The sequence below is a fragment of the Paractinoplanes ovalisporus genome (genome assembly GCF_016834655.1).
Classification (GTDB): domain Bacteria; phylum Actinomycetota; class Actinomycetes; order Mycobacteriales; family Micromonosporaceae; genus Actinoplanes; species Actinoplanes ovalisporus.
The window spans coordinates 165,292-183,526 of the sequence record NZ_JAENHP010000002.1; the positions used below are offsets into that span (position 1 = coordinate 165,292).

Genomic DNA, 18,235 nt, shown 5'->3' on the forward strand with positions numbered 1-18,235 from the left:
CGCCGCAGCAAAAACCCGCCGTGTCGCTCACGGCGGGTTTTTGCTTGCGCTTGCTTTTCCCGTACGGGGTCAGGCGGTTCGCGCCTTTCGCCCGGTTCAGGCGGCGGCGGTCGCGGCGGCCGCGGCCTTCTTCGCCGACCGCTTCCACCAGAAGACGATCGACGTGGTCAGCGTGAACCCGATCAGGGCCGGGGCCAGCGACAGCGGGCTCATCTCGCCCGGCTTGACCACGGCGGCGCCGATCACGGCGTACGACACCGCGGACGGGATCGAGGCGAGCGTGGTGCCGAGCAGGTAACGCTTGCGGCAGACGCTGGTCGTGCCGTAGGCGTAGCCGACCAGGCCGAACGGGGCCAGCGGCAGGAACCGGACCAGCAGCACGGCGGAGAGGCCGCGACGGTTGAGCCAGCCGTCGAGACGCTCGAGCTTGCCACCCGTGCGGGCCGCCAGGGCACCCCGGCCTACCCAGCGGCCGGCGTAGTAGGTGACAGCCGCAGCGATCACGGCGGCGGCCAGGGCCGTCGCCGCGCCGGTGGCCGCGCCCAGCAGGGCGCCGCAGGCCAGCGTGATCGCCGTGCGGGGGACCAGCACCGAGAGCAGCAGGCCGCCGAGCACCGCCAGCACGACCGCGGCGGCCGGGCCGAGCTGGGCGAACCCGTCGGCGATCTGCTGCAGCGGCAGCACCGCGGCCGCGGTGGCCACACCGGCCACAGCCACGCCGAGGATGCTGAACCGGACGAGACGGCGCTTCCACCCCATCGGGGAGGCCGCCGCGGTCTGAGTGCCCATCGGGGAGTTCGTGGGCTGCGTGGTCTGAGAAACCTGAGGGTCCGCCGCGAGGTTCACGCCCCGCGGGGCGATCAGGATGTCAGTCATGCAGTAATACCGCCCAGTGCTCGTCGGGTTCGGGACTCGTCGTGTCTGGTGCTCGTCGTGCTGGTCAGGCACCCGCTGCGGCCAGGCGTTCGGCGCGCAGTTTGTCGGGCCAGGTGTCGTCAACGGGGGCAAGACTATCCGCGCCGATGGCCCAACGCAGTAGCAGATCGGCTATAGCTGGGTTGCGAGCCAACGCCGGGCCGTGGGAGTAGGTGCCCAGGATCTTCCCGTGCCAGGCTCCCTCGGTCTGCCCGTCATTGCCAATTCCGGCGGTCACCCGGGCCAGCGGCGCGACGCCGGGACCGAGGTGCGTACGCCCGCCGTGGTTCTCGAACCCGGACAGCGGGGGCAGGCCCAGCCGCGGGTCGATGTCGCCCCGCAGCTCGCCCACCGCGCGGGTCTCGCCGCGGTCCGAGTGCAGGTCGAGAAGGCCCAGACCGGGGCACTTCTCTCCCTTGGCGAAGAACGAGTGACCGAACAACTGGTAACCGGCGCAGATGGCCAGCACGGCCGCGCCCTGGTTGACCGCGCGGTGCAGACCGCCGTCGCTGATCAGCCGCTGCGACGCCAGGGCCTGCGGGCCGTCCTCGCCGCCACCGATCAGATAGATGTCGGCGGTCGAGGGCATGGCCTGGTCGGAGCGCACCTGATAGGTCTCGACCGGGATGCCCCGGATGGCCGCGCGACGGGCCAGGATCAGCAGGTTGCCGCGGTCTCCATAGGTGGAGAGCAGGTCCGGATAGATCCAGACGATTCGCAGAACGCTCTCACTCATGCTTGCTCGTCCTTCTGTTCTCCGCCGCGGATGAGCTCAGTTGACACGGTCCAACTCCGCTCGGATGTCCTGGAAAGCCGTGTAGTTGGCGATCACCTCGAGGCGTCCGGGCGGAACCGACCGGATCGCCTCCTCGAAACTCAACACGTGCCGGAAGGCGATTCCGTTCACTTCGAGGCGCACCGCGAGGTCGAAGGCCCGGTCGCCGGTGATCAGAACCGGCCGGTCGTGCAGGGGCGAGAAGTCGACGTCGTAGAGCCACGAGGTGTCGAAACCGTCGGGGTCACGGGCGTTGATGGAGAGCAGCGTCGGGGCCTGCTCGGCCATGTCGAACGCCTCGAGCCAGCTCGCCGGGTTCTTGGCCAGCAGCAGCCGGATGTTGCGGCCGTCCCGGTCGACCTGGGCGTAGCGGCCGGCGATCGAGGCCACCGTCGAGAGCCGGGGGAGCGCCTCGATGGCCCGCACCCCGAACTCGGCCGCCACGGCCAGCGCGGTCGCCGCGTTGCCGATGTTGACCGAACCCGGCAGCTGCAGCTTGACCAGGTGCCAGTCGCCGCGCGGGTCGACGACACCCTCGTCCTCGACGCGCCACTGGGGCTGCGGGCGGCGCAGCGGGCACCCGGTGCACCACCAGTCGCCGCCGGCCCGCTCGATCGGGTGGCCGCTCTCGGGGCACACGAACGAGTCGTCGTGCCAGCGCTGCCCGGCGCTGAACCAGGTGATGTGGGAGGAGCCGCGAGCAGCCCAGACCACCATCGGGTCGTCGGCGTTGGCCACGACCGACACGTCGGGGTGACCGGCCAGCGCGGAGCGCCACATCTGGGCCATCATCGCGACCTCTTTGGCCCGGTCGAGCTGGTCGCGCGAGAGGTTGAGCAGCGCCACCACGCGCGGGTTGGTCTCGTCGATCACCCGGGCCAGGTAGTGCTCGTCGACCTCGAGCACCGCGAACGGCGTGGCCCCGGCCTTGGCCAGCGCCGACGTGTGCCCGGTGGGCATGTTGGCGCCGAACGAGTTGGTGGCGACCGGACCGAGCACGCCCAGCGCGGCCGCGGCCAGCCGGGTCGTGGTGGTCTTGCCGTTGGTGCCGGACACCAGCGCGATCGCGCGGCCGGCCGCGAGGTGGCCGAGCAGATCCGGGTCGATCTTGAGGCCGATCCATCCGCCGATGACCGAGCCGTCGCCGCGTCCCGCGGCCCTGGAGAGCGCGGCCGCGGTCTTCGACACGGAGGTCGCGACCTTGGCCCGCAGGGGCATTTTCCCGTCCGTCACGGGACACGAGGGTACCGGACCCGGCTGTTACGTCGAGTTGCCATGAGTCCGGTTCCGGGCACCCGCCCGGCCCGTCCGAACGGGGTATTGAGATCAAGCATTCGGCGGGCGCCGTTTTGGCCGGTGAGAACGGTAGGGAAGGCGTACGAGTGAAATTGCGGTGTGCATCACCCGAATGGTGCGGAGTAAATATGTGTTCTGATTCACCCGTAACTATCCACCCTCGGTAGTAGGTCCATTACGCGGGGCCATGGCATTTCTCAGCGCCTGGTAACAAATCGGACAGTGCCTCATGTGCCAAACACGCTCCGTCACGGAATCGCTTCCGGCGAACGTCCGCGAATTGGGGTAGCAAGGTCTGGCCGGCAGCACCCGCTGCCTGACTCGCGACGACCTGGTTCACGCCGAGCCCTGCCCCGGGCCGGTCGACGCGACCACCCGGTACTTGAACAACCACAAAGGCATACGGGGGCAGGGACGGGGGAACCACTTTTGGTCCGCTCCGCGCCATCCGCTCCGATGGCGATCACGGACGACCTCGGGGTGAAGTCGCCTTCCAGCGACCGGGCACACCTTCCCGCCCGAACCCGACAGCTAACCTCGCAGGCGTGCCGGAGGGATATCTCTACCGTGCACGAACACAGTTCGAGCCGGGGCCGCCGCATGGCCGGCGCCGGTGCCATCGCACTGTCTCTCGGTCTGTGCCTCTGCGCAGGTCAGCTGGTTGCCCCCTCGGCCGCCAGCGCCGCCCCGATCGTCACCGCGGCGGCTGCGTCCGCCAAGGTGAAGCCGTCGGTCCGCAGCTCGATCTCCACGCGGACGGTGGCCTACGGCGGCAAGGTGAAGCTCACCGCGAAGTACATCAACCCGGCCAACGGCAAGGTGATCACTTCGGGCACGGTCCGCCTCCAGGCCCTCCGTGGCAGCAAGTGGGTCAACTTCACCGCCAAGGCCCTCGGCTCGTCCGGCACCGTGACGCTCACTGGTGAGCCGCACGTCAGTGGCCGGATGCGCGCCTACTACGTGGGCACCCCGACCTACAAGGCCGTGGCCGGTGGCTCCTTCTCGGTGACCGTGAAGCAGCCCGGCGCGACCAAGATCATTAGCGAGGCCAAGAAGCACGTCGGGTCGCTGTACAAGTACGGCGCCGCCGGCCCCAGCCGCTTCGACTGCTCGGGCTACACGATGTGGGTCTACAAGAAGGCGGTCGGCAAGAGCCTGCCGCACAAGGCCAACTCGCAGCAGAAGTACGGCAAGTCCGTCGCCAAGGGTTCCAAGCAGGTCGGCGACCTGATCATCTTCCGTAACGGCTCGTACGGGTACCACGCCGGCATCTACGCCGGTGGTGGCTACATGTACGACTCCCCGCACACCGGCGCGCGGGTGTCGAAGCGCAAGATGATCGGCTCCAACTACGTCGTCCGCCGCCTGGTCTGACGACTGCGACTTCAGTGGGGCGCCTTCCGGTTCGGGGGCGCCCCGCTGTCGTCCACCCGCTTTCCCCGTACGGCCCCCGGCCGCGCTCCGCGTTCCCCGCGCGCTCGCCTTCCCCCGCCGGGCGGTTCCCCCCTGCGGCCCGTCCCCGTCGGCCGCGTTTCCCCGCACCGCACCCTCGTGTCACCCGCCCCGACGCCGGGCCGCTGCCTCCTCACGCCTGCGGCCCGGCGTCCCCATGTCCGGGGTGACTCTGCTGCTCCCGCGTCGAGCCGTCGCTCCGCCTATATGTGTCGAGCCGTCGGTCCGCCGCCGATGAGGCAGTTCGCTTCGCCGCCTATATATAAGGCCCCACGTCCTCCACTCCGCTCCCCACGGGCGTCTCCCGGTCCTCCACTTTCCTCCCCGCGGGGGTTGACAACGTGTGCGCGGGGGAGGTTTGGGCGTGTTTGGGAGGGTTCTTGACAGGCGGCCCGGCAGGATGTCGGAAACCGGACGAGGTTGATCATGGTCTGGCCCTCCACTTCCCTCCCATCGCGTTGAGCTGGGGTTTCGTGTGCGAATCAAGCTCGCGACCCCGCTCATTCGGCTTGCGAGTGGAGGGAAGTGGAGTAGAGTGGAGCACAGTGGCAGGGCCGAAGAGGAACAGTTCTGAGGGGCCTGCCGGCCCGAGTTGACAGGCGGACCGCGAAACCGCCCGGGGCAGGGGGTGAGGCCGATGTTTCTCGGCACGCACACTCCGCGCCTCGACGACAAGGGGCGGCTGATCCTTCCGGCGAAGTTCCGTGATGAGCTGGCGGGAGGTGTCGTGATCACCAAGGGGCAGGAACGCTGCTTGTACGTGTTCCCGATGCCGGAGTTCCAGCGCATCGCCGGTCAGCTGCGCGAGGCGCCGGTCACCAACAAGGCGGCCCGGGCCTACAGCCGGGTCTTCTTCGCCAGCGCGCACGACGAGGTCCCCGACAAGCAGGGGCGGGTCACCATCCCCGGCCACCTGCGGGAATACGCGGCCCTCGACCGTGAGCTCGTCGTCATCGGCGCGAGCACCCGGGTGGAGATCTGGGACAAGCAGTCCTGGGAGGACTACCTCTCGGCGAGCGAGGACGAGTTCGCCGACATCGAGGAGGGGGTGCTGCCCGGCGGACTGTAGGAACGGCACCCGCTCGGCCCGCATGGGCCGGACGCGGCCGCTTCCGTACTGCGAGATCTCCAGCCGCTCCCGCTCCTGGCGCCTCTTCCCCGGCGCCAGGCGCGTGTCCGGCCAAGGGCGAGCCCGAATGGCAACGGGCACGAGCGGATGGGGATCTGGCGGTACGGGCGGGCGTCCGGACGGGCCGCGGAACGGGTGACGTACGCGGGCGTTGGGGCTGACAGCCGGCAGGTCGGTGCCGGACCGGTGCCACAGCAGGACGCGCGTGACAGTCGGGGTGGGGCGATGGGGGTCGACATGGGGGAGCTTCGCGGCACGCACGTGCCGGTGCTGCTCGAGCGCTGCCTCGAGCTGCTCGCCCCCGCACTCCGGTTGCCGGGCGCCGTGCACGTCGACTTCACGCTGGGCCTGGGCGGTCACGCCGAGGCCGTGCTCGAGCGCTTTCCCGAGGTGACGCTGGTCGGGCTCGACCGCGACACCGAGGCGCTGACGCACTCGCGGCACCGGCTGGCCAAGTTCGGCGACCGGGCGAAGCTGGTGCACGCGGTCTACGACGAGTTGCCCCGGGTGCTCGACGAGCTCGACCTGGCCGAGTTCCACAGCGGACTGTTCGACCTGGGCGTCTCGTCCCTGCAGCTGGACGAGGCCGACCGCGGCTTCGCCTACGCCCAGGACGCGCCGCTCGACATGCGGATGGACCAGACCTCCGGCATCACCGCCGAGCAGGTCGTGAACGAGTACGAGCCGGGCGAGCTGGTCCGGATCCTGCGGACGTACGGCGAGGAGAAGTTCGCTCAGCGGATCGTCTCGTCGATCGTCCGGGAGCGGCAGAAGGGCCGGATCACTTCGACGGCGGTGCTGTCCGAGCTGGTCAAGACGTCGATCCCGGCCGCCGCGCGACGAACGGGTGGAAATCCCGCCAAAAGAACGTTTCAGGCGCTACGTATTGAGGTAAATGGCGAACTCGCCACGCTCGAAGCGGCCATGCCGGCCGCTTTGGACGCCCTGGCCGTAAAAGGGCGGCTTGTGGTGATGAGCTACCAATCTTTGGAGGACCGGATCGTCAAGCGTGCCCTCACCGCGAGGACGCGCAGCACCGGGCCGGTCGATCTGCCGGTCGAACTGCCCGGGACGGGTCCGACGCTGCGGCTGCTGACAAGGGGGTCAGAACCGCCCAGCGAGCAGGAGGTCGCGGACAACCCGCGAGCGGCTTCGGTGAAGCTGCGCGCGGTCGAGCGCCTCGACCGGAACGACGGAACGCCCGGGGCCGCCCGCGAACGGCCCCGACTGTCTACAACGCACGGGGGACGAGGGCGGTTACGCCCGGGGGAACGGGAAGAGGGGGAGGGGAGAGCATGAGCGAGCGCATCCAGACGCCGCGGCCGGGGGGCCGGGCCGCGGACGAGCACCGCCCGGTGGCCGGACGGCGCGACACGGGATCGAGCCGCGATGCGGACGCCCCGGGAAGTGCCGGCCGGGGGGCGCGGCAGTTCGCCGGAGCTGAGGACCGGGCGGCGGCACGCCGGTCCGACACGCGCCGGTCAGGGACCCGTAAGAACGAGGACAGCCGGACGCCGGCCGAGGTCCGCCGGGAGCGGGCCGAGGCGCGGGAGGCACGGGAGGCGGCCCGCCAGGCCCGTCAGGCCCGGGCCGCCGGCAAGAGCCCGGCCCGCGAGCGCAAGCCGGTCGTGCCCGGCCGGGGCCGCCGCGACGTGCAGGCGCCGGTCGACGGTGCGGCCGCGCTGCAGATCGAGGTGACCGAGGCCGAGCCGATCCGGGTGACCGACGCGCCCGCCGCGCCGCGCCTGCGGGTCGCTCCGCCGCCGCCGATCCACGGTGGACCGCGGGCGCCCTTCGTCGCCGGTGTGATCGGCGTGGTGATCGTCGGGGTGCTCGGCATCCTGCTGATCAACACGAAGACCAACGAGAACTCGTTCCGGATCGCCGACCTGCAGAAGCAGAACACCGCCCTGGAGAACCAGCGGCAGGATCTGGACAACCAGCTGGTCGAGGCGTCGAGCATCGGCAACCTGGACGCCGCGGCCCGCCGGCTCGGCCTGGTGCGGGCGAACATCCAGGACGTGGCCCAGCTGCGCCTGCCCGACGGCAAGATCATCCGGGTGCCGAAGCCGGCCCGCGGGCCGATCTCGGTGACCCACCCGGACGCGGTGACCGACAAGGGCAGCGAGAACATCTCGCCGGCCGACGGCACGGGCCAGAACACCGGCACGGGCACCGGCCAGAACACCGGCACCGGTCAGAACGCGGGCACGAACACCGGCACCGGGCGGTAGAAAACGATGCCGCCGCGAGCCGACGACACTCCACCGCGCCGGGGCGCTCAGCCCCGGCGCGGTACGTCTCGTGACGTTCCCGCCGAGGGTGACGAGACGCCGAAGCCCAGCCGCGGGTTCGGTGGCATCGGCGACGCGCGGGCCTACACCCCGCGCGGCCGCACCGTGGCCGAGCGCGACCAGCGCACCCGCTCGCCGCGGGCCGGGCGCACGACCGACCCCTTCCGCCCCGCGCTGCAGGTGCTCGACGGCGGTCAGCCGCCGCGCCGCGGCCGCCCGGTGACGGAGGAACCGCCCGCCGAGAAGCCCACCGCGAGGCCCGCCAAGCGAACGCCGGAGAAGAAGCAGCCTCCGCGCAGCCGCCGCCCCGAGATCGAGGACGACGAGGACGACGAGGTCCGTCCCGCGCGCCGCACCGGCGGGCGGGTCGTGGCCGACCGCGAGCGGGTCCGCACCACCGCCTCCAAGCCGGCCCGGACGACCGCGACCCGGCCGGCCCGCTCGGGTCGTCCGACGGCCTCACCACGTACGGGAAAAGCGGCCGGACCACGACGGACCGTGAGCGGACCGCGGGTCGAACGGGCCGTGCGCGCCGTCTCGGCCGAACCGCCCAAGCTCGCCAACAGCACCCGGCGGTTGCGGGTCGGCGCCGTCCTCGCGCTCTCCCTGTTCGTGATGATCGGTATCCGGCTCGTGGTGCTGCAGGTCGCGTCCTCCCCCGAGGACGCGCAGATGCTGATGGACCTGCGCAAGGACCGCCTGGCCGAGGTCACCCTGCCGGCGCCGCGGGGCAGCATCCTGGACCGGGACGGCAGCGTGCTCGCGCACAGTGTCGAGGCCCGGTTCATCGGCGCCGACCCCGGCCTGGTCAAGGACCCGGCCCAGACCGCGGCCATCCTCAGCCCGATGATCGGTGTTCCCCAGTCGAAGCTGATCCCGCTGATGACCCCGCACGAGCGGCCCGGCGGCGGCGAGTCGCGCTTCGAGTTCCTGGCCCAGGGTGTCGACATCTCCACCGGCGACCGGATCGCGGCCATGAAGCTCGACGGCATCGTGGTCAAGGAGGACGAGCGGCGCGACGTGCCGAACGCCAACCTGGCGGCCAACCTGATCGGCTGGACCGGCTCGGACAACTCGGGTCTGGAGGGGCTCGAGGCCCGCTACGACTCGCTGCTGCGCGGCACCGACGGCGAGCGCGTCTTCGAGATCGGCAAGGGCGACCTCAACAAGCCCATCCCGGGCGGGTACGAGAAGTACACCGAACCCCAGCCGGGCACGTCGCTGCAGCTGACCATCGACGGCGACCTGCAGTACGAGGTGCAGCGCATCCTGGGCGAGCAGGGCAAGCGCACCAAGGCCATGATGGCCGCGGCCGTGGTGCTCGACGTGAAGACCGGTGAGGTGCTGGCCCAGGCCAGCTACCCGACCTACAACGCGGCCAAGCCGCTGGACGCCACCCCGACCGAGCGGGAGGACGCGGCCAGCAGCGTCGTGGCCGACCCGGGCTCGGTCCACAAGGCCTTCATCTTCGGCGCGGCCATGCAGGAAGGGCTGATCGACAAGAACTCCACGCTGGCCATCGGGCCCGCCCTGGAGCGTGGTGGCTACCGCTTCCAGGACAGCCACCAGCAGGACAAGGGCACCCTGATGACGATGCCGGGCCTGCTGGCCTACTCGTCCAACGTGGGCACGATCCTGATCGCGGACAAGCTCGGCAAGCAGAAGGTCTATGAGTACCAGCAGAAGTTCGGGCTGGGGAAGGCGACCAACGAGGGCATGCCGGGTGAGGCCGAGGGCAAGCTCCTCACGCCCGACGAGTGGAGCGGTTCGGCGTCCGGCTCGGTGCCGATCGGCATGAGTGTGGACGCCACGCTGATCCAGATGGCGGCCGGGTACGCGGCGATCGCCAACAACGGCACCTACATCCAGCCGCACCTGATCAAGTCGATGATCTCGGGCCGGGACGGCGAGGTCACCGCGGCCGGCAAACCCGCGTCGCACAAGGTGCTCGACCCGGGCGTGGCCTCCGACCTGCGCGAGATGATGGAGTCGGTGGTCGACAACGACGGCGCCACCGGCACCCAGGCCGCGGTCAGCGGCTACCGCGTGGCCGGCAAGACGGGCACCGGCAAGCGGCTCATCGACGGGCAGTACACCAGCGCCAACTACGGCTCGTTCATCGGCATGGCGCCGGCCGAGAACCCGCGGTATGTCATCGCGGTGTCGGCCGACGTGCCCAAGGGCACCGGCGGCGACGTGGCGGCCCCGGCGTTCTCCGAGATGATGTCGTTCGCGCTGCTGCACTACCGGGTGCCGCCGTCCTCGACGCCGGCGCCGAAGTTCAAGATCCATCCATGAACCTGCGCATGGCGTTTTCGTGGCAAAGCCGGGCACGGGGTAGGGTCTGACGCCGTGCCCGGCATTCCCCGTCCCGAAACCGTTACGCCGTACCGTCTGGCCCGGCTGGCGGCTCTTCTCCCGGCCACGCTGACCGGCCCGGATGCCGGCGTCACGGGTGTGACGCACGACAGCCGCGCGGTCCGTCCCGGTGACCTCTACGCGGCGCTGCCCGGTGCGAACCGGCACGGCGCCGAGTTCGTCAGCGACGTGGCCGCGGCCGGAGCGGCCGCCGTGCTGACCGACGCCGACGGCCACGCCGCCGCGGTCGCCGCCGGTCTGCCGGTGCTGGTCGCCGACGATCCGCGGGCGGTGCTCGGCACGGCCGCGGCCGCGATCTACGGCGACCCGTCGGGCCGGCTGACGATGATCGGGATCACCGGCACGGCCGGCAAGACCTCGACCGCCTATCTGGTGGAGTCGGGCCTGCGGGCGGCCGGCGTGACCACCGGGCTGATCGGCACGGTCGAGACCCGCATCGGCGACCTGGTCGTGCCCAGCGTCCGCACCACCCCCGAGGCCACCGACGTGCACGCGATCCTGGCCGCGGGTCTCGAGCGCGGGGTCGGCGCCGTGGTGATGGAGGTGTCCAGCCACGCCCTGGCCGTCGGCCGGGTCGGCGGCATCGGCTTCACGGTCGGCGGCTACACCAACTTCGGCCTCGACCACCTCGACTTCCACGCCGACGCCGACGACTACTTCGCGGCCAAGGCCAAGCTCTTCGACGGCCGCTGCCAGTTCGAGGTGCTCAACCTCGACGAGCCGGCGCTGCGGCCGCTGTTCAAGCCGGCCACGATCAGCTATTCGGCGGCGGGCGACCCGGCGGCCACGTGGTGGGCCTCCGACGTGCGCCCGTCCGAGTTCGGCCAGCGGTTCGTCGCGCACGGCCCCGGGGTCGAGGTCGAGGCCGGGGTCGCGCTGCCCGGCCGGCACAACGTGGCCAACGCGCTGCTGGCCCTGGCCTCGCTGGTCGCCGCGGGCATCGACGCGCGGACCGCCGCCGAGGGCATCGCCGCCTGCCCGGGGGTGCCGGGCCGGCTCGAGCAGGTGTCCGCCCCGGGTGAGGTGCTCGGCGTGGTCGACTACGCGCACAAGCCCGACGCGATCGTGGCCGCCCTGGCCGCGCTGCGCGAGCTGGCGACCGGGCGCGGGGGCCGGCTGATCGGCCTGATCGGGGCCGGGGGCGACCGCGACAAGGGCAAACGGCCGCTGATGGGTGCGGCCGCGGCCCGGGGCGCCGACCTGGTGATCATCACGGACGACAACCCCCGGACCGAAGACCCGTCCGCCGTACGGGCGGCGGTGCGCGCCGGGGCCGAGGAGTCGGGGGCACCGGCGAAGATCATCGAAGTCGCGGGGCGGCGGGCCGCCATCGACGAGGCCGTGCGGCTGGCCGGCGCCGGCGACGTCATCGCGTTGCTGGGCAAGGGACACGAGCGGGGCCAGGAGGTGAACGGGCAGATGCTGCCGTTCGACGACCGGATCGAGCTCGCCGAGGCGCTGACCGCCGCGGCCGGGGGCGTCTCGTGATCCGACTGACGCTGGGGGAGATCGCTGAGATCACCGGCGGCCGCGTGGTCAACGCGCAGCCGGAGGTCGCGGTCACCGGGGGAGTGGAGTACGACTCCCGCAAGATCGGCCCGGGTGGCCTGTTCGTCGCGTTCGAGGGCGAGAAGGTCGACGGGCACCGGTTCGCCGGCACCGCCGTGGCCGCGGGCGCGGCCGCCGTGCTGAGCACCCGCGACACCGGCGAGCCGGGCGTGGTCGTCGAGGAGCCGCTGGCCGCGCTCGCCGCGCTGGCCCAGGCCGTCGTCACCCGTCTCGACCGGCTGACCGTGGTCGGGCTGACCGGTTCGAGCGGCAAGACCACCACCAAGGACTACATCGGCCAGCTGCTCGCGCGGCTCGGGCCGACCGTGGCGCCGGCCGGGTCGCTCAACAACGAGCTCGGCTTTCCGTACACGGTGTTGCAGGCCGGCGAGGAGACCCGGTTCCTGGTGCTCGAGATGGGCGCGCGGGGGATCGGGCACATCCGCTACCTGACCGACATCGCCCGGCCGTCGATCGGCGTGGTGCTCAACGTCGGCGCGGCCCACATCGGCGAGTTCGGTTCGGTCGAGGGGACCGCGCGCGCCAAGGGCGAGCTGGTCGAGGCGCTGCCGGCCGAGGGGGTGGCCGTTCTTAACGCCGACGATCCGCTGGTGGCCGGGATGGCATCACGCACCCGGGCGCGCCTGGTCCTCGTCGGCGAATCGGGCAAATCGGATTTGCGGGCGACCGATGTCAACGTCGACGATCGCGGCCGGGCGTCCTACACGCTGGGGCTTGGCGATGAGTCGGCGCCGGTGAAGCTGGCCGTCGCCGGCCGCCATCAGGTGGCCAACACGCTCGCGGCGGCCGCCGTCGCGCTGTCGGCCGGGATGCCCCTGGCCCAGGTGGCCACCGCGTTGGGCGAGGTCGGCATCGTGTCGGGCCGCCGCATGGACGTCTTCACCCGGCCCGACGGAGCCACGGTGATCGACGACTCGTACAACGCCAACCCGTCGTCGACCGCGGCCGCGCTGCACGCGCTGGCCGCGATGGCCGGCGGGCGCCGCACCACCGCCGTGCTCGGTTACATGGCCGAGCTCGGCGAGCACGAGGTGTCCGGCCACGAGGAGGTCGGCCGGCTCGCGGCCGGGCTCGGGGTGGACCGGCTGATCGTGGTCAGCGCCGAGGCCGCCCCCATCGCCGACGGCGCGCTGGCCACCGAGGGCTGGAAGGGCGAGGCGACCGTGGTGGCCGACCAGGCCGCCGCCGTCGAGATCCTGGCCGGCGACCTCGGCGGCGGCGACGTCGTGCTGGTCAAGGGTTCCCGGTACCGCACATGGGACGTGGTGGACGCGCTGCGCCCCGAGGAGGTTCGCCCGTGAGGGCAGTCATCGTCGCGGCCGCGGTCGCGTTCATCATCTCGCTGTTCGGCACCCCGGTCGCGATCCGGGTGTTCACGGCGCTCAAGGCCGGACAGCCGATCCGCACCATCGGGCCCGCGTCCCACCAGGGCAAGAAGGGCACGCCCACGATGGGCGGGGTCGTCTTCATCATCGCCACGGTCATCGCGTACGCGGCCGGGCACGTCGCCCTGACGACGCTGCCCGAGCGGCAGATCGCGCAGGAGTCGCCGACCATGACGGCGCTGGTCCTGCTCGGCCTGTTCGTGTTCTGCGGCGTGGTCGGGTTCCTCGACGACTTCCTCAAGGTGCGCCGCCGCAACTCCGACGGTCTGAGCGCCAAGGGCAAGCTGCTCGGTCAGCTGATCGTCGGTGGCGCGTTCGCCATTGTCGCGCTCTATGTGCCCAGCACCAACGGCGAGACCGTGGCCAGCGAGTACATCTCGTTCATCCGCGACATCAGCTGGCTCGACGTGGGCAAGGTCGGCTCGGTCCTGGTCTTCGTGTTCGTGATCATGTCGATGTCCAACGGCGTGAACCTCACCGACGGCCTCGACGGTCTGGCCACCGGCGCCTCCATTCTGGTGCTGGGTGCGTACTCGCTGATCGGCTTCTGGCAGTACCGCCACTGGTGCGGTGACTCGGACTACGCCCGGGTCAACGAGTACTGCTACCAGGTGCGCGATCCGCTCGAGATCGCGATGATCGCGGCCGCGGCGGCCGCCGCCTGTGTCGGCTTCCTCTGGTGGAACACGTCGCCGGCCCGCATCTTCATGGGTGACGCGGGCGCGCTCGGGCTCGGCGGCCTGATCGGCGGGCTCGCGGTGGCGACCCGCACCACGCTGCTCTCGGTCATCATCGGCGGCCTGTTCGTGATCATCACGATGTCGGTCGTCATCCAGATCATCTCGTTCAAGACCACCGGCAAGCGCGTCTTCCGGATGTCGCCGCTGCAGCACCACTTCGAACTGGCCGGGTGGAGCGAGGTCAACATCGTGGTCCGGTTCTGGATCGTGGCGGGCATCTGCGTCGCCATCGGTCTCGGGCTGTTCTATTCGGACTTCCTCGCGACCAACGGATAGATCTCACAGGCGACACGCCAGAGCCAAGACACCGTCTGGCGTGTCGCCGGTATGAAGATGAGTGAATGGCGGAAGACCGGACCCAGCAGGCACCCCGCCCGTCACTGAGCCGGCAGCTGCTGCCCGCGGTGCACGGGCTGCTGGCGCGCCCGCTCTCGTCGTACTACCTGCTGATCGCGAGCTCCGGTCTGCTGCTGCTGATCGGCCTCACCATGGTCTTCTCGGCGACCAGCGTGAAGGCGTACGCGGAGAACGGCAACGCCTTCAGCGCGATCGCCAACCAGGCCGTCTTCGCGCTGCTCGGCCTGTTCGCGTTCTGGGTCTGCCAGCGGCTGCCCGCGGGCACCCTGCGCGACCTCGGCCGCTACGTCCTCGGGCTGTCGATCGTGCTGCTCGGCATCCTCGACCTGCTGCGGGCGCTCTTTTCGGTCGGGGTGCTGAGCGCGCCCGAGATCGGCCCGATCCACGCCGACCTGCTCTGGCTGTACTTCGGGCCGATCGGTCTGCAGCCGGCCGAGTTCGCCAAGCTGGGCATGGTGCTGTGGGGCGCCGACATCATCGCCCGCAAGGGCCCGGCCCTGGGGCACTGGCGCGAGCTGTCCCGCCCGCTCTTCCCGGTCGTCGGCCTGCTGTTCGTGCTGGTCGGCTATAACGACCTGGGCAGCATGCTGGTGCTGCTGGCCCTCATCGTCGGCCTGCTCTGGGCGGCCGGCGTCCGGTTGCGGATCTTCGCCGCGCTCGGCGTGCTCGGCCTGGCCGGCATCAGCCTGCTGATCGCGGCCGCCTCCGGGGGCGCCGGCTCGGGCCGCGAGGGCGAGTCGAACTACCGGCTGGCCCGGCTCACCGACTTCCTCAAGCCGCTCGACCAGTGCGACCTGGACGCCTGCTACCAGATCATCCAGGCCCGCTCGGCGATCTTCGAGGGCGGCTGGTTCGGCGTCGGCCTGGGCAAGGGCGCGCTCAAGTGGAACTGGCTGCCGCAGGCCGACAACGACTTCATCTACGCCGTGGTCGCCGAGGAGCTGGGCGTGGTCGGCTGCGCGGTGATCCTGGCGCTGTTCTCGGTGCTGGCCTACACCGGGTTCCGGATCGCCCGCCGCTCGCAGGACCCGTTCCGCCGCCTCGCCGCGGCCGCGATCACCACCTGGCTGGTCGCCCAGGCCGTCATCAACATCGGCGGCGTGACCGGCATGCTCCCCATCACCGGCCTGCCCCTGCCGTTCATCTCCGCAGGTGGTAGCGCGCTCGTCGTGACCATGGCGGCGGTCGGCATGCTCGCCTCGTTCGCCCGTGCCGAGCCCGGTGCGTCACGCGCGCTGAACGCGCGTCCGCCCGCGAGATGGGTACGGCTAGTCTGGGCCCCGCTGCCGCCGCTCCCCCCGCCGCGTCGGCCGAGCCCGGCTCCGGTCCGGGAGACTTCGGGTGCGGGGGCAGAAAGGAGACGGTGATGGGGTCGCTGCGGTCGGTCGTGCTCGCCGGGGGAGGCACCGGCGGACACATCTATCCGCTGCTCGCCTTCGCCGACGCCGTGAAACGGCACTTCCCCGACGTGCGGATCACCGCGCTGGGCAGCCCGCAGGGCATGGAGAACGAGCTGATCCCGCCGACCGGCTACGACCTGCGGGTCATCCCGGCGTTCCAGCTCCCGCGCTCGGTCAACATGAACCTGCTGCGCACCCCCGACCGCATGTGGAAGTCGGCTCACGCCGCCGGCAAGATCCTCGACGAGGTCCAGGCCGACGTGGTGGTCGGTTTCGGGGGCTACGTGTCGGTCCCGGCCTATCTGGCGGCCTGGCGGCGTGAGCTGCCGATCGTCATCCACGAGGTCAACGTGCCGCCGGGTGTGGCCAACCGGATGGGCATGAGGTTCACCAAGAACGTCGCCGTCGGGTTCCCGCAGCAGCCCCAGCAGGCCGAGTCGCTCAAGGACGCGCGGGTCGTCGGCGTCCCCCTGCGCACGTCGCTGACCCACCTCGACCGGGCCGCGCTCCGCCCGCAGGCGCTCTATCACTTCGGTCTGCGCCCCGACCTGCCGGTGCTCTTCGTCTCGGGCGGTTCCTCCGGAGCCCGTACGGTCAATCTGGCCGTCGCCGCCGCGGCCAAGCGCCTGGCCCACGCCGGTGTGCAGGTGCTCCACGTGCAGGGTGGGCGCAACGACCCGTTCGAGGTTCCCAACGACCTTCCGGTGCCGTACGTGGTTCTGCCCTACCTCAGCGACATGCAGCTCGGCTATGCGGCGGCCGACCTCATGCTCTGCCGCGGAGGCGCGATCACGGTGGCCGAGACGACGGCGCTGGGCGTGCCCGCGATCTATGTGCCCTACCCGTTCAGCAACCAGGAGCAGACGCGCAACGCGCAGCCGGTGGTCGAGGCGGGCGGCGGCATCCTGGTCGACAACAGCGAGCTCACTCCCGAGTGGATCGAGCAGAACATCATCCCGCTGGCGCGGGACAGGCAGCGCCTCGCCGGGATGAGCCACGCGGCCGCCCGGTACGGTCGTCGCGACGGTGACGAGGCACTGCTCGAATTCGTTCTCGAAGCGGTGGCGAACGCCCGATGAGTTTCCCCATGATCGAGGGAGTGGACCAGTGAACACGGCGGAGCTGCGGCCGGCCGGCGAGTTGACCGCCGAAGACCTGGGCAGCGTGCACCTCATCGGCATCGGCGGGGTCGGCATGGCCGGCCTGGCCCGCCTGCTGCTCACCCGGGGCGTCCCGGTCTCGGGCAGCGAGCTCCGTGAGTGGCCGGCGCTGGCCGGGCTGCGCGCGCTGGGCGGCACGGTGCACATGTCCCACGTCGCCGAGAACCTCGACGGCGTCGACACGGTCGTCTACTCCACCGCCATCCCGCACGACCACCTCGAGCTGGCCGAGGCGCGCCGCCGGGGGCTGCGGGTGCTGCACCGCTCCGAGGCGCTGGCGGCGGCGATGACCAACCGGCAGACCATCGCGGTGGCGGGCACCCACGGCAAGACCACCACCACGTCGATCATGACGGTGATCCTGCAGCACGCCGGTCAGGACCCGTCGTTCGTCATCGGCGGCGAGATCAGTGAGGCCGGGTCGAACGGCCACCACGGCACCGGGCCCCACTTCGTGGCCGAGGCCGACGAGAGCGACAAGTCGTTCCTGATCTACCGCCCGCACGTCGCGATCATCACCAACATCGAGGGCGACCACCTCAACAACTGGGGCGACCTCGACGGCCTCAAGGCGGGCTTCCTGCAGTTCGCCGAGCTGGCCGAGCCCGACGGCTTCGTGATCACCTGCGCCGACGACCCCGGCACCCAGGAGCTGATCGCGGCGCTGCGGGCCAACGGCAAGACCGTTTACACGTACGGCGAATCCGACGGCGCCGACCTGCGCATCAGCGACGTGGTCTCGACCGTCAGCGGTGTCCGTTACACGGCCGAGCTCGACGGCCAGCCGCTGGGCGAGATCAAGCTGGCTCTGCCCGGCCGGCACATGGGCCTCAACAGCGCCGCCGCGGTGCTGACCGCCCTGCGCCTGGGCCTGCCGCTCGACAAGATCGTGGAGGCGCTGGCCTCGTTCCCGGGCGTGCGGCGGCGCTTCGAGCGCAAGGGCATCGCGGCCGGCGTGCGTGTCTACGACGAATACGCGTACCACCCGACCTCGGTCAAGGCGGCGCTGCGCACCCTGCGCGAGGTGGCCGGCGACGGCCGTCTGCTGGTGGTCTTCCAGCCCTACCGGGTCTATCGCACCCGTGACCTGCAGGCCGAGCTGGCCGAGGGGCTGGGCATCGCCGACCAGGTCATCTGCATGGAGGTCTTCGGTCCGGGCGAGGTGCGCGGGCCCGGCGAGGGCGGCATCGCGCTCACCGCGGCCATCGACCTGCCCGCCGATCAGAAGGTCTTCGTGCCCGACTGGGAGGACGTGCCGGCCGAGGTCGTGCGGCGCAGCCGGCCGGGCGACGTCGTGGTGACCATGGGCGCCCCGCCGATCTCGCTGATGGGCGACGAGCTGCTGGCCGCGCTGGACGAGGCCGACCGGGTCTAGGAGCGGGGA

The 18,235-nt window shown here is 71.2% G+C and carries 14 protein-coding genes and 1 riboswitch; of the genes, 11 read left to right on the forward strand and 3 right to left on the reverse strand.

Annotated features, from left to right (window positions below):
* Positions 1–96: 96 nt before the first annotated feature.
* From JIG36_RS06740 to JIG36_RS06750, 3 genes are all read right to left on the reverse strand, one after another.
* Complete coding sequence (locus JIG36_RS06740) at positions 97–789, reverse strand: TVP38/TMEM64 family protein (protein WP_236046070.1); 693 nt, start codon at positions 787–789, stop codon at positions 97–99.
* A 151-nt stretch (positions 790–940) separates the two neighbouring features.
* Positions 941–1,651, reverse strand: a complete 711-nt coding sequence (locus JIG36_RS06745) for a type 1 glutamine amidotransferase (RefSeq protein ID WP_203375175.1) — start codon at positions 1,649–1,651, stop codon at positions 941–943.
* A gap of 36 nt (positions 1,652–1,687) precedes the next feature.
* On the reverse strand, positions 1,688–2,908 hold the full coding sequence (locus JIG36_RS06750) for a Mur ligase family protein (protein WP_203375775.1): 1,221 nt from the start codon (positions 2,906–2,908) through the stop codon (positions 1,688–1,690).
* A gap of 459 nt (positions 2,909–3,367) precedes the next feature.
* Positions 3,368–3,547: riboswitch (cyclic di-AMP (ydaO/yuaA leader) on the forward strand.
* A 6-nt stretch (positions 3,548–3,553) separates the two neighbouring features.
* Between JIG36_RS06750 and JIG36_RS06755 the strand changes: the two genes are divergently transcribed.
* The 11 genes from JIG36_RS06755 to murC all read left to right on the forward strand — a co-directional run bounded on the left by JIG36_RS06755 (position 3,554) and on the right by murC (position 18,226).
* Positions 3,554–4,360 (forward strand): C40 family peptidase, encoded by an 807-nt coding sequence (locus JIG36_RS06755; protein WP_307872596.1) that lies wholly within the window; start codon positions 3,554–3,556, stop codon positions 4,358–4,360.
* A gap of 715 nt (positions 4,361–5,075) precedes the next feature.
* Positions 5,076–5,507, forward strand: a complete 432-nt coding sequence (gene mraZ / locus JIG36_RS06760) for a division/cell wall cluster transcriptional repressor MraZ (protein ID WP_203375176.1) — start codon at positions 5,076–5,078, stop codon at positions 5,505–5,507.
* A 285-nt stretch (positions 5,508–5,792) separates the two neighbouring features.
* Positions 5,793–6,866, forward strand: a complete 1,074-nt coding sequence (gene rsmH, locus JIG36_RS06765) for a 16S rRNA (cytosine(1402)-N(4))-methyltransferase RsmH (RefSeq protein WP_203375177.1) — start codon at positions 5,793–5,795, stop codon at positions 6,864–6,866.
* Entirely contained in the window at positions 6,863–7,801 is a 939-nt protein-coding gene (gene ftsL, locus JIG36_RS06770; RefSeq protein WP_203375178.1) for a cell division protein FtsL, read from the forward strand. Before rsmH ends, ftsL begins: the two co-directional genes overlap by 4 nt.
* A 6-nt stretch (positions 7,802–7,807) precedes the next feature.
* Complete coding sequence (locus JIG36_RS06775) at positions 7,808–10,159, forward strand: peptidoglycan D,D-transpeptidase FtsI family protein (protein WP_203375179.1); 2,352 nt, start codon at positions 7,808–7,810, stop codon at positions 10,157–10,159.
* 54 nt (positions 10,160–10,213) lie between these two features.
* Complete coding sequence (locus tag JIG36_RS06780; protein ID WP_203375180.1) at positions 10,214–11,728, forward strand: UDP-N-acetylmuramoyl-L-alanyl-D-glutamate--2,6-diaminopimelate ligase; 1,515 nt, start codon at positions 10,214–10,216, stop codon at positions 11,726–11,728.
* Positions 11,725–13,110, forward strand: a complete 1,386-nt coding sequence (locus JIG36_RS06785; protein WP_203375181.1) for a UDP-N-acetylmuramoyl-tripeptide--D-alanyl-D-alanine ligase — start codon at positions 11,725–11,727, stop codon at positions 13,108–13,110. The genes JIG36_RS06780 and JIG36_RS06785 overlap by 4 nt, the downstream gene beginning before the upstream one ends.
* Positions 13,107–14,210 (forward strand): phospho-N-acetylmuramoyl-pentapeptide-transferase, encoded by a 1,104-nt coding sequence (mraY, locus tag JIG36_RS06790; protein ID WP_203375182.1) that lies wholly within the window; start codon positions 13,107–13,109, stop codon positions 14,208–14,210. The genes JIG36_RS06785 and mraY overlap by 4 nt, the downstream gene beginning before the upstream one ends.
* Before the next feature lie 65 nt (positions 14,211–14,275).
* On the forward strand, positions 14,276–15,658 hold the full coding sequence (locus JIG36_RS06795) for an FtsW/RodA/SpoVE family cell cycle protein (protein WP_203375183.1): 1,383 nt from the start codon (positions 14,276–14,278) through the stop codon (positions 15,656–15,658).
* A complete protein-coding gene (murG, locus tag JIG36_RS06800; protein WP_203375184.1) occupies positions 15,658–16,770 on the forward strand; it encodes an undecaprenyldiphospho-muramoylpentapeptide beta-N-acetylglucosaminyltransferase in 1,113 nt (370 codons plus the stop codon). The genes JIG36_RS06795 and murG overlap by 1 nt, the downstream gene beginning before the upstream one ends.
* A gap of 28 nt (positions 16,771–16,798) precedes the next feature.
* Entirely contained in the window at positions 16,799–18,226 is a 1,428-nt protein-coding gene (murC, locus tag JIG36_RS06805) for a UDP-N-acetylmuramate--L-alanine ligase (protein WP_203375185.1), read from the forward strand.
* Positions 18,227–18,235: the final 9 nt, after the last annotated feature.

What these genes read in the sequence shown, in the direction of transcription:
- rsmH (WP_203375177.1), top strand. Translation starts at nt 5,793, where the DNA reads ATGGGGGTCGACATGGGGGAGCTTCGCGGCACGCACGTGCCGGTGCTG.
- JIG36_RS06750 (WP_203375775.1), bottom strand. Translation starts at nt 2,908, where the DNA reads ATGCCCCTGCGGGCCAAGGTCGCGACCTCCGTGTCGAAGACCGCGGCC.
- ftsL (WP_203375178.1), top strand. Translation starts at nt 6,863, where the DNA reads ATGAGCGAGCGCATCCAGACGCCGCGGCCGGGGGGCCGGGCCGCGGAC.
- JIG36_RS06775 (WP_203375179.1), top strand. Translation starts at nt 7,808, where the DNA reads ATGCCGCCGCGAGCCGACGACACTCCACCGCGCCGGGGCGCTCAGCCC.
- murG (WP_203375184.1), top strand. Translation starts at nt 15,658, where the DNA reads ATGGGGTCGCTGCGGTCGGTCGTGCTCGCCGGGGGAGGCACCGGCGGA.
- JIG36_RS06745 (WP_203375175.1), bottom strand. Translation starts at nt 1,651, where the DNA reads ATGAGTGAGAGCGTTCTGCGAATCGTCTGGATCTATCCGGACCTGCTC.
- mraZ (WP_203375176.1), top strand. Translation starts at nt 5,076, where the DNA reads ATGTTTCTCGGCACGCACACTCCGCGCCTCGACGACAAGGGGCGGCTG.
- JIG36_RS06740 (WP_236046070.1), bottom strand. Translation starts at nt 789, where the DNA reads ATGGGCACTCAGACCGCGGCGGCCTCCCCGATGGGGTGGAAGCGCCGT.
- JIG36_RS06795 (WP_203375183.1), top strand. Translation starts at nt 14,276, where the DNA reads ATGGCGGAAGACCGGACCCAGCAGGCACCCCGCCCGTCACTGAGCCGG.